This is a genomic window from Micropruina sp. (assembly GCF_047602385.1).
In the GTDB taxonomy this organism is placed as follows: domain Bacteria; phylum Actinomycetota; class Actinomycetes; order Propionibacteriales; family Propionibacteriaceae; genus Micropruina.
In genome coordinates this window covers 205,804-219,350 of the sequence record NZ_JASGHL010000002.1, presented here as the reverse complement: position 1 = coordinate 219,350, position 13,547 = coordinate 205,804, and the positions used below count along the sequence as shown (strand labels likewise).

Here is a 13,547-nt window from a genome sequence, read left to right as displayed (position 1 = left end):
GTTGCTGCCGAGGCTTGACCCACGACGTAGCGGGTACCGGGTACCTCGTACTCCGCCGCCATCGCCCGAGAACCGGGGAGGCCTGCTTACAGTTCGACCACGATCGCGCCGGCCAGGTTCGGTTTGGCGGAACCGCCCGGAGGTTCCACGCTGATGCCGGCTCCGACCGTGTCCCGGGCGTCGCCTTCGAGCAGCATGGTCACGTCGGCGTCGGCGGGCATCATTCCGCCCGAGACCATCGCCCCACCGGGCTGCAGCAGCCACGCCTGATGGGCCTTGCCGGCGGGCGCCGGCGGCAGATTGCGGGTGACCAGGACGGCCTTGGCCAGCTGGTTGGAGCGGACCAGGGTGACGGTCGCGCCGCCGTCCATCGTCTTGGTGGCGCGGACGGCGTCGGGCGCGGCCAGCACGTCGGCCGCGGTGATCGCTCGGGGCACCCAGGGTTGCCAGACCGAGATGCCGAGGGCGGCGATCAGCACGACCGCCGCGGCGACCAGCAGTTGCCAGCGCCGCCGGGCGGCCGGCGTCGGCCGCAGCGCGGTCACCGGGGCGATGGCTAACTCGTCCGGCTGCCCGGGCTCCGCGATGGCGCGTCGAGGCAGTGGGGCGGCCTCGCCGGGGTTCGCTGCGGTGCCCTCGGCAGGTTCGGCGTCCTCGGACGGCACGGCGGGGGTCGGTGCGGGAAGCTCGGCGACGGCGTCCAGCACCGCAGCCCGCAGGACCGGGGGCGGAGCGACCTGGTAGTCGGCCGACAACTCCGCCAGTGCGTCGCCGAAACCGGCCAGCTCGTCCTGGCAGGACGCACAGTGGCGCAGGTGCAGCTCAAAGGCCGCTTGCTCGTCCGGCTCGAGGGCGTCCACCGCGTAGGCGCCGATCAGGTCGTGCACCTCATCCATGATCAGTCACCTCCCAGTACCGATCTCAATCGGGTCAGGCCGTCCCTGATCCGGGTCTTGACGGTACCCAGTGGCACGTCCAGTTCGGCGGCCACCTCACTGTGTGTGCGGCCTTCGAAATAGGCGAGCTCCAACGCCTGGCGTTGCAGGTCGGTCAGCCGTCGCATCGCACCGCGCACCCGGTCGGCGGCCAGGGTGTCGATCGCCTGGTCGGCCGGATCGACCGGCGCGGTGGCGAGCGCTTCCAAGCCGTAGACCGTGTCCCGGCGGGAAGCCGCCTGGGCCGATCGCACCCGGTCGACGGCGCGTCGGTGCGCGATGGTTAGCAGCCAGGCCAGTCCGCTGCCCCGGCCCGGCCGGAAGGCACCGCTGTGCTGCCAGGCCTCGACGTAGATCTCCTGGGTGACCTCCTCGGCGTGGGCGGGGTTCCGCAGCACCCGCAGGGCCAGTCCGTACACCTTGGCCGCGGTGAGGTCGTAGAGGATGGCGACCGCCTGGTGATCGCCGGCCGCGCAGCGCAGCACGGCGTCCGCGACCGCGTCGGTCGTGGCCTCTACCGGACTCACCTCCACCCCCGTGACACTACTGCTCGACCGCCCGAACGCCCGGACCGGGCGGGCGTGGCGTCTCACCCCCGGTTGAGACGCCACGCCGTCCCCCTCTTGTCGTGGCCGAGGCCACGAGGCGGGTCACATCTTCGGCAGCAGCACGCTGTCGATGATGTAGACCGTGGCATTCGCGGTCTGGACGTTGCCGCAGACCACCTTGGCCGTCCCGACCATGAAGTTCTCACCCGAGCCGGTGACGGTGAGCTTGGTCTTCGCCAACGTCTCGTGCTCGCCGGCCAGCATGTCGGGGCTCAGCCGTCCGGCGACGACATGGTTGGTCAGCACCTTGGTGAGCATCGTCTTGTCCGCCAGCACGGCGTCCAGGTTCTTCTTGGGCAGCTTGCCGAAGGCGTCGTTGGTCGGCGCGAACACGGTGATGTCCTTGGCGTTGTTCAGCGTGTCGACCAGACCGGCCTTCTTCACCGCGGTGACCAGGGTGGACAGTGCCGGGTTGTTGCTGGCCGCGGTGGCCACCGGGTCCTTCGCCATCCCCGCGAACGACCCGGCACCGGTGCTGGGCACCGAGGCGCAGGCCGGCCCGAACTGCGCCGTCATCGGGGCGGACATCGACGGTGTCATCGCCGGTGAGCTCATCGGCATGCTTGATGAGGACGCCATCGGTGCCGAACTCATCGGAGCGGCGGTGGGGCTGCTGCAGGCCGCGAGCGGGACCAGCAGGGCCGCGCCGATGCCGAGGATGGTGGTTGAGGTGCGCATGGTTCTGTCTCCTTCTGCCGGGGCTCCGGCGTGGTGTATCGCCTGACATCTGGTGTTCGGAACAGCGAGCCGATCGGATGGGTGGAATCCGCGAGAATTTTCGGGTTCCTGCCCCGGACAATCGCAAACGCAGTTCAGCCGGGTAGTCGGCTGGTGACCCGCGACTGCGGGTTCCGCTCGCCGGAAACATCTCCACCAGGGGCCGGTTTGGTACGCGGGGTCTGTCCCCGCGTACCACCTCGCGGGCTTCCGGAACCCGGGGTCCTGTCCCCGCGTATCACCCAGCGGCCAGGTACCCAACGTCTCCCCGACGCGGGTGAGGGGGATCAGTCGACGGTCACCACCACGCTGTGCAGACCGGACGAGCCGTCCGGGAACGGTGCCGCCCGCACCTCGGTCTGGCTGGTCCGGGTGTTGTCGATCACCCGCGACTCCAGGGTGTGCTGACCGGAGGTTGCTTTCCAGGTGTACTTCCACTGCCGCCAGTAGTCGATGCCGGCGTCCGGGCCGGTCTCGGCGTCCTGCCAGGGGCCGCCGTCCACCCGGACCTGCACCTTGGTCACCCCGATCCGCTGCGCCCAGGCCTCGCCGGCGATCATCACCTGGCCGGCCTTAGGCCGGGCGAACGAACGCGGCGTGTCGATCCGGCTGGACGGCTTGACCGGGCCACGCTCGGCCCAGCCCCGCTGCGTCCAGTAGGCCTGGTCGCGGGCGTAGGTGGTCAGGGTGAGCTGGGTCACCCACTTGGTGGCGCCGACGTAGCCGTAGAGACCGGGGGTGATCATCCGGGCCGGGAAGCCGTGCTCGGCGGGCAGCGGCTTGCCGTTCATCCCGATCGCGATCAGGGCGTCCCGGTCGTCGGTCAGCGCCTGGACCGGGGTGCTGACGGTGAAGCCGTCCACCGACCGGCTGAGCACCTGATCTGCCCCCGGCTGGACGCCGGCGCGGGCCAGCAGGTCCTTCACCCGGACGCCCAGCCAGCGGGCGCCGCCGATGTAGGGGCCGCCGACCTCATTGCTCACGCAGTTCAGGGTGATGTCCTTCTCGATCATCGGCATTGTGAGCAGTTCGTCCCAGCCGATGCTGAACGGGCGGTCGACCATGCCGTCGATGCTCAGCTTCCAGCCGTCCACGTCGACGCCGGGCACGATCAGGCTGATGTCGACCCGGTAGAAGTCGGCGTTCGGGGTGACCCAGGGCGCGATCTCGGGCACCTCCAGGCCGGACGGCAGCGGAGCCAGCGGCTGGACGGGCGGAGGCAGGGTGACGCTGGTGGGCACCCGCCGACCGGTGCTGAGGAACTGGCCGCCGAGCAGGGCGATCACGCTGCCGGCGCCGGTCACCGCCGTCCCGGTCAGGAAGGCCCGCCGAGGCAGCGCATGGACTGCCCCGGTCTCCTCGGCCGGTCTTCCCGCCGCCCGCAGCAGCCAGCGCAGCACCAGGATGCCGACGGCGCCGGTGACAAATGCCGGCACCGCCGCGAACTGACCGGCCGACGGCGAACCGATCGCCGCGACCGCCGCGACCACGGTGAGCACAGTGGGGCCGGCCCAACCGATCCAGCCGAACCGCCGCGCCAGGATCCCGACCGCCGCTCCCAGCGCCAGGGTGATCGCCACCACCCCGCCGATCAGCACCGGCTTGTCCCAGGTGCCGAGGGTGGCCACCGCCCATTCCTTGACCGGGGTCGGCGTCAGGTCGATCAGCCGGCTGCCGACCGCGAGAGCGGGGGAGGCGTCCGGCGCGATCAGCCCGGCGACCAGGTGGCCGGCGGCGAGGCCGCTGAGCACGGCCATCAGCCCCGCGGTGCCGGCCCGCAGCCAGGGGCGGGTGGTGCTGTCGGTGGGCATGGCGCGCCTCCTTCGTCCACCCCCTGGTTCGGTGCGGACGCCTCACCGGATTGGTGTGAGTCGAGCGTAGTTACCCGGCGTCCGAGCCGGCTGCGATCGGCCTGCACCGCGCGGGACTGGCCGGTAGTGTCGCCGTCCGGTCGTAGGGTGGTCGCCAACACCCCTGGAAAGGATGAGCGCGTGGCCTTCAGCCTGTTTCGCCGATCCCGTCGACGCCCGAACGGTCTGGCGGTCCGACCGGAGCCCTCGGTGGTGGTGCTCGAGTCCGCCGAGCCGGCCGAGGACCCGATTCCCCAAGGCGTCCGGACGGCGGCCGGCTGGGCGTGGCGGGCGCTGCTCTTCGCCGCCGTGATCTGGGGGGTCGGCTGGCTGCTGTCGGAGTTCTCCGGTGTCACCGTGCCGCTGGGCATCGCCTTCCTGCTCACCGCCCTGCTGGCCCCCTTGGCGCATCGCCTCAAGCGGTGGAACTGGCCGCCGCTGCTGGCCGCGGCCGGCGGCCTGTTGGTGATGGTGCTGGTCGTGGTGGCCATCGGCTGGGGAATCGGCGCGACCGCGGCCCGGCAGGCGCCGGCGCTGGTCGATCAGACCGTGGCGGGGTTCCACACCTTCATGCAGTGGCTGGCGGGCGACCCCTGGTACATCGACCAGGCCCAGATCGACCAGTGGATGGGCTCGCTGACCACCTGGATCTCCGACTCCCGTGCCGTGCTGGCCGGCTTCGCGGGGAGGGTCGGCGCCTCGGTCGGGCACTTCTTCGCCGGTATCGCGATCGCGATGATCGCCACCTTCTTCTTCCTCGCCGAGGGCCAGCAGCTGTGGAAGGGCTTCGTCGGCATTCTGCCGGCGCGCTACCGAGACCAGACGCACGCCGCTGCCGAGCGTGGCTGGGCGTCACTGGTCAGCTACATGCGGGCCCAGGTGATCGTCTCGGCGGTGGACGCTGCGGGCGTCACGATCATCGCCGCGGTGCTGGGCGTGCCGATGGCGTTGGCGCTGTTCGCCCTCACCTTCATCGTCTGCTTCGTGCCGGTGGTCGGTGCGGTGATCGCCGGCACGGTTGCCACCTCGCTGGCGCTGATCACCCACGGCTGGGTGGCGGCGTTGATCATGCTGGGCGGCACCATCGCGGTGATGTGGCTGGAGTCGCACCTGTTGCAGCCGTTGTTGCTGGGTCGGGCGGCGTCCCTGCACCCGCTCGCGGTGCTGATCGGCATCGCCGTCGGTGCGACCGTGGGCGGGATCGTCGGGGCGCTGGTGGTGATTCCGGTGATGGCCTTCGGAGTGGCGTTCATCCGCCACCTGCGGGGCATCCCGGTGGCTGAGGACGAAAGCAAGGAGAAACACTGAGTGCTTCGCTCTTTCCAATCTAGAAAGAGCGGTTTACATTTGCTGCATGGCAACAGAACCTGATCTCACCGAGATCCTCGAAGAACTCGCCGCCGGACGGATCGACGCGTCCGAGGCCGCCCGCCGGATCGACGCCCTCAAGGCGGCAGCGGCGTCCGCCGAGCCCTCCGCCGCCGAACCTTCGGACGCCGAGGTCGCCGACGAGGTGGCCGCCGACGGCCCGCAGCACTCGGCGGGCGTGTTCAGCCAGCCGCCGTTCGTCGACGCCGACGTCCCGCCCAGCCCGCGCCGGGCGTCCGGGGCCAAGGGGGTGGACCGGATCAGCGTCCGCGCCGTCGCCCGCCGCGTCCGGATCGTCGCGGACGGCAGCGTCGCCACCGCGTCCGTCGACGGGCCGCACGTGCTGCGGCGCAGCGGATCGGTGCTCGAGGTGACCAGCGACGGCGACCAGGGGCCGAGCCTGGACGGCTTCATCCTGCGGCCGCCGCGCAGTTTCGACGACCTGCGCGCGCTGGGTCTCGGCAAGGAACTGCTGGTCCGGGTCAACCCGACCATCGCGGTGGACGCCGAGGTGACCGCCGGCATGCTGACCACCGAGGGCGTCCCGTTCCTGGGCAAGGTGCGGGTCACCGCCGGCGGCGCCACCCTGGAGCGGGTGGCCGAGGCGAACGACCTGCTGGTCCAGGCCGGCTCGGCGACCATCCGCGGCGACCTTGCGACCGGACGGTCCCGGATCCGCTGCGAGTCCGGGTCGCTGGTGATCGAACTGGGCGAGCGGTCGAACGTGACGGTGCGCACGGACGTCCAACTCGGCAAGGTGAGCTGGGCCGGCGCCGATAACGACAACGTCGACGAGGTGGTGCTCGGCAACGGAGCCGCCCGGCTCGATGTGGGTGTCGTGATGGGCTGGGCCACGATCAAGGCCGACCTGCGGTGAGCGGGCTGCGTCCGCCGACCGACTGTCCGGTGTGCGGCGACGAGTTGGTGACCAGCCGGCTCGGCTGCCCCGGTTGCGGCAGCGAACTGTCCGGCCACTTCGCCCGGTGCGCGTTCTGCGCGCTGGACGCCAAGGAGCTGGAACTGCTGACCGTGTTCCTCAGCTCCCGCGGCAACCTGCGCGAGGTCGAGAAGCATCTTGGGGTGTCCTACCCGACTGCGCGGGCCCGGTTCACCGACCTCCTGGCCAAGCTGGGCCTCGCCGGCGAAGCGGACGCCCCGGCGGAGTCCGGGTCGTCCGGTGTGGGGTCATCCGGCGCTGGGCCGGCCGGCGCTGGGTCGTCCGGAACCCGGGAGCAGGTGCTCGCCCAGGTCGCCGCCGGCACCCTGGCGCCCGACCGGGCCGCAGCCCTGCTGGCCCGGCTGTCCTGACCGAGAACCGTCCCCCGAGCTGCGCTTTTCGAACCTGAAGAACCGTCCCCGACTTGCGAGTCTCGACGCTTCGGGGACGGTTCTTCACGTTCGAATATCGAACGACGAGGGACAGTCCTCCCGGTGGTGACTCAGGCCTTGTAGGGCTCCACGTCGAGGATGGTGACCTCGATCGGCTTGCCGTTGGGCGCGGTATAGCTGGCGGTCTCGCCGACTTTCTTGCCGACGATCGCCGAGCCCAGCGGGGACTGCGGCGAGAACACCTCGATGTCGGTGGAGTCGTCCAGGGCCATCAGCTCGCGTGAGCCGAGCAGGAAGGTGTCGGTGTCGTCCGGGTCGTCGTCGTAGGCGATGGTCACCCGGCAGCCGGGGGACACCTGGTCGGTGTCGCCGGCCGGCGCTTCGCCCACCTGCGCGTGCCGCAGCATCGATTCCAGCTGCCGGATCCGCAGCTCCTGCTGGCCCTGTTCTTCGCGGGCCGCGTGGTAGCCGGCGTTCTCGCTCAGATCCCCCTCGTCGCGGGCACGGGCGATCTTGGCGGTCACCGCCGCGCGTCCGGGACCCTTGAGGTGTTCCAGTTCCGCGCTTGCGGCGTCGAACGCCTCCTGGGTCAGCCAGATGGTGTCAACCTGCTCGTCAGCCATCGAGCGAGCTTAGCAACTTCCCGGACGGCGGCTCGGAGGTCCCGCAGGCAGGGGTGCGTCAGCTGACCTCCCCCCGGCGGGACGGCGATCTCGACATCGCCGCCCCCATCCCGTGCTCGACGTCGCCGCCCCCATCCGTGGCGCAGCTCAACCACGACATTCGTGCCGCGGCCACCGGCCAGTGGTGGATCGCAGGCTCAGGCCGGACCGCAGCTGTCCACCGAGATGGACGTCCCGCGCTTGAACGTGCGCAGGCTCACCGGCACCCGGGTCAGCTGCTCGGTGTCGGACGGGACGTCGATCCAGCGCTCCCCGACCCGCTCGTAGCTGACCGCCTGGACGATCAGGAAGCACTTCACGGCGATCGCGGGATCGGGCCGGTCGACGACCAGGGTGGCTTGCATCTCGGTGTCGGAGACGACGGCGAAGGTGTCGATCCGGGCGGTCACCGGCGGGTTGGCGCGATGCGCCGCCACCCAGATCACGTAGCCGACCAAAGCCACGATGACCACGCCGACGACCGTGATCACCACCGGTGACATCCGCTTCGGCGGGTAGCGCCGACGGATCCGTTCGCGGTCGGCTGTGCTGCTGCTCACCCCGACATTCTGCCCGTCCGCCGAGTGGATCCGTGCCGCCGGTGTCGGTGCCCCTCGGCACAATGGCGGCCATGCCCAGCACCAGTACGATCCGCGTGGACGCGTCCGGCGAGCCCTTGCGGCTGCTGCACGTCCACGCCCATCCCGACGACGAGTCGTCCAAGGGAGCCGCCACCACCGCCATGTACGTGGCGCAGGGCGTCAAGGTGCTGGTCGCCACCTGCACCGGCGGCGAGCGCGGGTCGATCCTCAACCCGAAGATGGACACCCCCGAGAACTGGGCGCAGATGTCGGCGCTGCGCACCGCGGAGATGGCCCGGGCCAAGACCATCCTCGGCATTGAGCAGACCTGGCTCGGCTACGTCGACTCCGGGCTTCCCGAGGGTGATCCGCTGCCGCCGCTGCCCGAGGGCTGCTTCGGCCTACAGGACGCCGATGTCGCCGCGGGTGCCTTGGTGAAGGTGATCCGCGAGTTCCGTCCGCAGGTGCTGACCACCTACGACGAGAACGGCGGCTACCCGCACCCCGACCACATCATGTGCCACAAGATCTCGATGGCCGCGGTCGAGGCGGCGGCCGACCCCGAGGCCTGGCCCGAGCACGGGCCGGCCTGGCAGGTGCTCAAGGTCTACTACCACATGTCCTTCCATCGCACCCGGATGGCCAAGCTCGACGAGCTGATGCACGCCCACGGCTTGGAGAGCCCGTACACCGAATGGCTCAAGAACTGGGAGCGGGACGAGGTCGAGGATCGGCTGACCACCTTCGTGCCGTGCGCCGACTACTTCGCGCTGCGCGATCACGCCCTCCGGGCGCACGCCAGCCAGATTGATCCGGACGGGCCGTGGTTCGCCGTCCCGCTGGCCATCCAGCAGGCCGGCTGGCCGACCGAGGACTTCCAGCTGGTCAAGTCGATGGTGCCGGTGACACTGCCCGAGGACGACCTGTTCGCGGGCATCGACACCCGGGAACCGATTACGCTCGACACATGGTCCTACTCGATCTAGCGGACGCCAGCTGGTTCCCCCTGCTGATGATCTTCATCCTCGGCGCGGTGATGTTCCTGCTGTACCGCAGCATGCGGCACGAGATCGGCAAGATCCGGGTACCGCGACGTGGTGGCGGCGCTTCGCCGCAGAGCCCCGCCGAGCAGTAGCTACCGCCGGTCATCGTTTGGTTGAGCTTGTCGGGACCCGGGTTCGACGAGCTCGACGGTCGGGCGGTTTCGACAAGCTCGACCGACGACAGTCAGCGCTTCCCTAATCGTCGCCGGTCATCGCGACCCGCCACGGCCGAATCCGGACGTCGAGCAGACCGGCGGCGACGCTGCCGTCCTCGACCTGGGCCGCCCGGACCACGCGGCGGGCGGCGTCCGCTGAGGCGGCTCTGACAATCGTCATGCCGGCGCCGGGAGAGTCGGGCAGTGGTCCGCCGGCAACCAGTAGGCCCTGCTCATGCAGGGTGCCGAGGAACTCCAGATGCCTGCCGAAGTCGGGCGAGGAGAAGACGCCTGCGGCCGGCGCGGCGGGACCGGGGCGGTGTTCCAGGATCAGCCAGAGGTCGACCTCGCCGGCGCCGGACGCCGGCCTGCCGTCTGCGTAACGCTCGAGCACGGTGACCCAGCCGCCGGCGTATTCGCCGCGCGCCGCGTCCGGATCGGCATGGATCTCCCAGCCGCTGTGCTGCAACGTGACCAGCGTGCTGGCGGGATCGCCGGTCGGGGTGAACGTCACCGTGACCTGGGTTGCGGCCTCAGCCGTGCGTCCCGGGTGCCAGGTGAAGGTGATGGCGTGTGGCTCGTCGCGGGCGACGACGGTTCCCCAGACGGCCACGTCGCCGTCCGGGCCGGTCTCGACGATCCGTTCGCCATCGAAGACGAGGCTGCCGCCGGTGCCGAAGCAGCCGTGCGTGGCCAGCGGCCACCAGGAGCCGATCTCGGCAAGGAACAGTCGGTAGGCGGTGGATTGATCGCAGCCGACCAGCACCTGGCGACGAAGCGGCGGGAGGGTCACTGTTGGGTCCTTTCCACATGGTCGGCGAAGGCCGCCAGGGTGGTGTCCCACTGGGCGACCAGCCAGCGCTGAACGACGTCCAAGCCGTCGGGAGCGAGCGCATAGAGGTTGCGGGTGCCGATCGGGCGATGCTCGACGAGCCCGGCGCCTTCGAGCACCTTCAGATGCTTGCTCACCGCCGGACGGCCCACCGGCAGCGCCTCGGCGAGCGCGCCGACGGCGCGCGGACCACCGCGGAGCACCTCGACGATCTGCCTGCGGGTCGGATCGCCGAGTGCGTCGAGCGCATCGTGTGCTTGGTTACTCATGGGCAACGGTTACTCTACGGCAACGGGAGAGCTCTGGCTAGGTCCGACACAGGCATGGAGGTTCCGATCGGGTAGGGAGGGACAAACCCGCGAGCCGTTGGCTGCTGCGGCCTGGACCTGTTCAAGAACCTGACATGTTCGACGAACGTGTTAGGTTTTCCGCAGAATCTGTACACGTCCTTCAGATGTGTCGAAGGAGCTGATCGGCTCCCAACCGCGTCGCACCCGGCTCGCCGGGGCACCTCCTCGCTCCGAACAGCACTGATCGGCTGTTCCGTGATGAGCCCCGCGGTGCAGTGTGATCGTCAGCTGATGAGCGCCGTGCCGCCTAGGCTGGGGACCGGTCCATCTGCAGCCCTGCGGAGAGTGCTTCGGATCGCGAAGCAGCAGTGCCACGTCCCAGCCGTCAGGAGTTCATCGCCATGGCCAACCGACTCGCCAGTGCCACGAGTCCCTACCTGCGGCAGCATGCGAACAACCCGATCGACTGGTGGCCCTGGACGCCGGAGGCATTCGCCGAAGCCCGGCGCCGCGACGTCCCGATCCTGCTGAGCGTCGGTTACGCAGCGTGCCACTGGTGCCATGTGATGGCCCATGAGACCTTCGAGGACGCCGAGGTCGCGGCCCTGGTGAACGCCGATTTCGTCGCCATCAAGGTCGACCGCGAGGAACGTCCGGACGTCGACGCCGTCCACATGAAGGCCACCCAGGCGCTCACCGGCCAGGGTGGCTGGCCGATGACGGTCTTCCTCACCCCGGACGGCAGGCCGTTCTTCGCCGGCACCTACTACCCGCCCCGTCCGGCCGGTGGAATGCCGTCCTTCACCCAGCTGATCACCGCGCTGGCGGACGCCTGGACGTCCCGCCGCGACGAGGTGCTGACCAGTGCGGACAGCATCGTCGCCCACCTCGGCGGCGAGTTCGCCGCGATGCCGGCACCGGTCGGCATCGACATTCCGGTGGTGCTGCAGAAGGTCGCCGACGACTTCGACCCGGTGCACGGCGGCTTCGGACGCGCCCCGAAGTTCCCGGCACCGGGGCTGATCGACGCCCTGTTGGTCACCGGCGAGCCGGCGTCTCTCGATCTCGCCCAGCGCGGCCTGGAGGCGATGCTGCGCGGCGGCATCCACGACCAGGTCGGGGGCGGATTCCACCGCTACAGCGTCGACGCCGGCTGGGTGGTGCCGCATTTCGAGAAGATGCTCTACGACAACGCCCTGTTGCTCGGCAGCTACGCCCGCGCCTGGTGCCGCACGGCCGACCACGACCAGGGACTGCGGCTGCTCTTCGAGCGCGCCGTCCGCGGCATCGTCGCCTTCCTGGCCGACGACCTGCAACTGGCCGGCGGCGGCTTCGCGGCCAGCCTGGACGCCGACTCGTGCGACATCCGCGGCATGGTGCACGAGGGCATCTACTACGCCTGGTCGCCCGAACTGCTCACCGATGCCCTCGGCGAGGCGGACGCCGACTGGGCCGGCGGGGTGTTCCACGTGACCCAGCAGGGCACCTTCGAGCACGGCCTTTCCACCCTGCAGCTGCGCGGGACGCCCGACTGGCAGCGGCTGGACGGCGTCCTCGACCGGCTGCGTGAGGTGCGGTCCGGACGGTTCGCGCCGGCCCGCGACGACAAGCTGGTCGCGGCCTGGAACGGCTTCGCCATCGATTCCCTGGTCAGCGCCGCCGTGGTGTTCGGCGAGCCGGACTGGCTGGATCTGGCCGAGCGGGCCGCGCTGGCGTCCTGGCGACAGGTGGTCGACGGCGAGTTGCGCCGGACCAGCCTGGACGACGTGGCCGGCGACGCCGACGGGATGGCCGAGGACTACGGTGCGCTCGCGCTGGGCTATGCCCGCCTGGCCGGGGCGATCGGCGAATCGATCTGGCTCGACCGCGCGGTGACTCTGCTGGAGGCTGCCCTGGAGCGGTTCGCCGCCGAGGACGGCGGATTCTACGACGCCCCTGCGACCGGACGCGGCGTCCAGCCGTTCGCCCGGGCCCGGGACACCTCCGACAATCCGACCCCCTCAGGCACGGCGTGCCTGGTGGCCGCGCTCCGGCTGGTCGGGCTGCTTGCCGACCGGCCGGAGTTGATCGAGCGGGCGGACGCCGCGGCAGCCACCCTGCACGGTGTGGTCGAGGCGGCGCCCCGATTCGCCGGCTGGGCGCTCGCCGACGTGCTGATCGCCGACCAGGCCGACAAGCGGCTGGCCCCGGCGGTCGCCGTCATCGTCACCCCCGAGCGGAGCCGGCTCGCCGAACTCACTCAGGCCGCTGCGCGGATGGCGCCGGCCGGCACCGCGCTGGTCGCCGGCCCGGCCGGGACGTCCGGCTTCGCCCATCACTTCGACGACCGGACGGCTCAGGGCGGCGAGCCGACCGCCTACGTCTGCCGGGGAACGGTGTGCTTCACGCCGGCGACAGCGGTCAAGAGTTTACGAAAAGCACTCTGGCAACGGGGATAGGTCTGCGCGGTCAGCTTCGCCGATCGTTGCTACGTTACCGTAACTTACGGTATCGTAAATAACGTGTCGACCTTGCTAGGACGTGAGATGGAGCGCACGGAGCTACCGATCCCCAAGCCGCTGATGCGTGGCTGGCTGCACCTCGCAATGACGCCGATCGCCTTCCTTGCCGGTATCACCCTGATCGTGTTGGCGCCGACGCTCGTCGGTCGGATCGGTGGCGCTGTCTGGCTGCTAGCCGCCGTCGAACTGTTCGGGGTCAGCGCCACCTATCACCGCGGTCATTGGGGGGAGCGGACGCAGTTGATGCTGCGCCGGCTCGACCACGCCAACATCTTCGTGTTCATCGCGGCTTCCTACACCCCGCTGGCGCTGGCATTGCTCAGCCCGTCGAGCCGGACCGCGCTGCTCTGGTTCGTCTGGCTGACGGCGCTGGCCGGGGTGTTCTTCAACCTGGTCTGGATCACCTCGCCGCGCTGGCTGCACACCCTGCTCTATCTGTTGATGGGCTGGGCCGCGCTCGGCTGGATCGGCGAGTTCTGGGCGAATGCGCCGCTGCCCGCGTTCGTGTTGATCGCCGTCGGCGGTTTCGTCTACAGCGGCGGGGCGGTGGTCTACGCGCTCAAGCGGCCCGACCCGTCCCCGCGCTACTTCGGGTACCACGAGATCTTCCACGCCTGCACGATCGTCGCGGCGATCTGCCACTTCACCGCGATCGCCCTGGTCACTCTGCGCTGAG

15 protein-coding genes are annotated in these 13,547 nt (G+C 70.3%); 7 read left to right on the top strand and 8 right to left on the bottom strand.

The features are described 5' to 3' along the window. Positions 1 to 86: 86 nt before the first annotated feature. The 4 genes from QM711_RS05835 to QM711_RS05820 form a co-directional block, all read right to left on the bottom strand. Positions 87 to 896 (bottom strand): anti-sigma factor domain-containing protein, encoded by an 810-nt coding sequence (locus QM711_RS05835; RefSeq protein WP_415097239.1) that lies wholly within the window; start codon positions 894 to 896, stop codon positions 87 to 89. A 2-nt stretch (positions 897 to 898) separates the two neighbouring features. Continuing rightward, positions 899 to 1,462 carry an ECF RNA polymerase sigma factor SigK gene (gene sigK / locus QM711_RS05830; protein WP_415097237.1) on the bottom strand — a complete coding sequence of 188 codons (564 nt, stop codon included), beginning with the start codon at positions 1,460 to 1,462 and terminating at the stop codon, positions 899 to 901. Positions 1,463 to 1,585: 123 nt separating this feature from the next. After that, positions 1,586 to 2,221, bottom strand: coding sequence for a fasciclin domain-containing protein (locus QM711_RS05825; RefSeq protein ID WP_415097235.1), 636 nt, complete (start codon positions 2,219 to 2,221; stop codon positions 1,586 to 1,588). 326 nt (positions 2,222 to 2,547) lie between these two features. Then, a complete protein-coding gene (locus QM711_RS05820; RefSeq protein ID WP_415097233.1) occupies positions 2,548 to 4,071 on the bottom strand; it encodes a molybdopterin-dependent oxidoreductase in 1,524 nt (507 codons plus the stop codon). Positions 4,072 to 4,251: 180 nt separating this feature from the next. Here QM711_RS05820 and QM711_RS05815 point away from each other — a divergent pair, with 180 nt between their 5' ends. From QM711_RS05815 to QM711_RS05805, 3 genes are read left to right on the top strand one after another with little or no spacing between them, the layout of a single operon-like run. Further along, positions 4,252 to 5,418, top strand: a complete 1,167-nt coding sequence (locus QM711_RS05815) for an AI-2E family transporter (protein ID WP_415097231.1) — start codon at positions 4,252 to 4,254, stop codon at positions 5,416 to 5,418. 46 nt (positions 5,419 to 5,464) lie between these two features. Next, on the top strand, positions 5,465 to 6,355 hold the full coding sequence (locus tag QM711_RS05810; RefSeq protein ID WP_415097226.1) for a hypothetical protein: 891 nt from the start codon (positions 5,465 to 5,467) through the stop codon (positions 6,353 to 6,355). Beyond that, entirely contained in the window at positions 6,352 to 6,786 is a 435-nt protein-coding gene (locus QM711_RS05805) for a DUF2089 domain-containing protein (protein ID WP_415097224.1), read from the top strand. Before QM711_RS05810 ends, QM711_RS05805 begins: the two co-directional genes overlap by 4 nt. A 131-nt stretch (positions 6,787 to 6,917) precedes the next feature. Here the strand turns inward: QM711_RS05805 and greA are convergent, their stop codons facing one another. Continuing rightward, a complete protein-coding gene (gene greA / locus QM711_RS05800; RefSeq protein WP_415097222.1) occupies positions 6,918 to 7,430 on the bottom strand; it encodes a transcription elongation factor GreA in 513 nt (170 codons plus the stop codon). A gap of 197 nt (positions 7,431 to 7,627) precedes the next feature. After that, complete coding sequence (locus QM711_RS05795) at positions 7,628 to 8,029, bottom strand: DUF4307 domain-containing protein (protein ID WP_415097220.1); 402 nt, start codon at positions 8,027 to 8,029, stop codon at positions 7,628 to 7,630. A 71-nt stretch (positions 8,030 to 8,100) separates the two neighbouring features. On the opposite strand from QM711_RS05795, the gene mca reads away from it, so the two are divergent. Beyond that, positions 8,101 to 9,036 (top strand): mycothiol conjugate amidase Mca, encoded by a 936-nt coding sequence (gene mca, locus QM711_RS05790; RefSeq protein WP_415097218.1) that lies wholly within the window; start codon positions 8,101 to 8,103, stop codon positions 9,034 to 9,036. Then, complete coding sequence (locus tag QM711_RS05785) at positions 9,018 to 9,185, top strand: hypothetical protein (RefSeq protein WP_415097216.1); 168 nt, start codon at positions 9,018 to 9,020, stop codon at positions 9,183 to 9,185. The genes mca and QM711_RS05785 overlap by 19 nt, the downstream gene beginning before the upstream one ends. A 103-nt stretch (positions 9,186 to 9,288) precedes the next feature. Here QM711_RS05785 and QM711_RS05780 read toward each other — a convergent pair whose 3' ends face one another. Then, the gene (locus tag QM711_RS05780) at positions 9,289 to 10,041 is read right to left on the bottom strand and encodes an SRPBCC domain-containing protein (protein WP_415097214.1); all 753 of its coding nucleotides are present in this window, start codon (positions 10,039 to 10,041) and stop codon (positions 9,289 to 9,291) included. Further along, a complete protein-coding gene (locus tag QM711_RS05775) occupies positions 10,038 to 10,349 on the bottom strand; it encodes an ArsR/SmtB family transcription factor (protein WP_415097212.1) in 312 nt (103 codons plus the stop codon). Before QM711_RS05775 ends, QM711_RS05780 begins: the two co-directional genes overlap by 4 nt. 422 nt (positions 10,350 to 10,771) lie before the next feature. Between QM711_RS05775 and QM711_RS05770 the strand changes: the two genes are divergently transcribed. Continuing rightward, positions 10,772 to 12,808, top strand: a complete 2,037-nt coding sequence (locus QM711_RS05770; RefSeq protein WP_415097210.1) for a thioredoxin domain-containing protein — start codon at positions 10,772 to 10,774, stop codon at positions 12,806 to 12,808. Between the two features lie 87 nt (positions 12,809 to 12,895). Next, positions 12,896 to 13,546 (top strand): PAQR family membrane homeostasis protein TrhA, encoded by a 651-nt coding sequence (gene trhA / locus QM711_RS05765; protein ID WP_415097208.1) that lies wholly within the window; start codon positions 12,896 to 12,898, stop codon positions 13,544 to 13,546. Position 13,547 lies beyond the last annotated feature (1 nt).

Excerpts from the sequence above, each read along its gene's own strand:
- QM711_RS05825 (WP_415097235.1), bottom strand. The coding sequence starts at position 2,221 with ATGCGCACCTCAACCACCATCCTCGGCATCGGCGCGGCCCTGCTGGTC.
- QM711_RS05770 (WP_415097210.1), top strand. The coding sequence starts at position 10,772 with ATGGCCAACCGACTCGCCAGTGCCACGAGTCCCTACCTGCGGCAGCAT.
- QM711_RS05785 (WP_415097216.1), top strand. The coding sequence starts at position 9,018 with ATGGTCCTACTCGATCTAGCGGACGCCAGCTGGTTCCCCCTGCTGATG.
- QM711_RS05835 (WP_415097239.1), bottom strand. The coding sequence starts at position 896 with ATGGATGAGGTGCACGACCTGATCGGCGCCTACGCGGTGGACGCCCTC.
- trhA (WP_415097208.1), top strand. The coding sequence starts at position 12,896 with ATGGAGCGCACGGAGCTACCGATCCCCAAGCCGCTGATGCGTGGCTGG.
- greA (WP_415097222.1), bottom strand. The coding sequence starts at position 7,430 with ATGGCTGACGAGCAGGTTGACACCATCTGGCTGACCCAGGAGGCGTTC.
- QM711_RS05775 (WP_415097212.1), bottom strand. The coding sequence starts at position 10,349 with ATGAGTAACCAAGCACACGATGCGCTCGACGCACTCGGCGATCCGACC.
- QM711_RS05820 (WP_415097233.1), bottom strand. The coding sequence starts at position 4,071 with ATGCCCACCGACAGCACCACCCGCCCCTGGCTGCGGGCCGGCACCGCG.
- mca (WP_415097218.1), top strand. The coding sequence starts at position 8,101 with ATGCCCAGCACCAGTACGATCCGCGTGGACGCGTCCGGCGAGCCCTTG.
- QM711_RS05810 (WP_415097226.1), top strand. The coding sequence starts at position 5,465 with ATGGCAACAGAACCTGATCTCACCGAGATCCTCGAAGAACTCGCCGCC.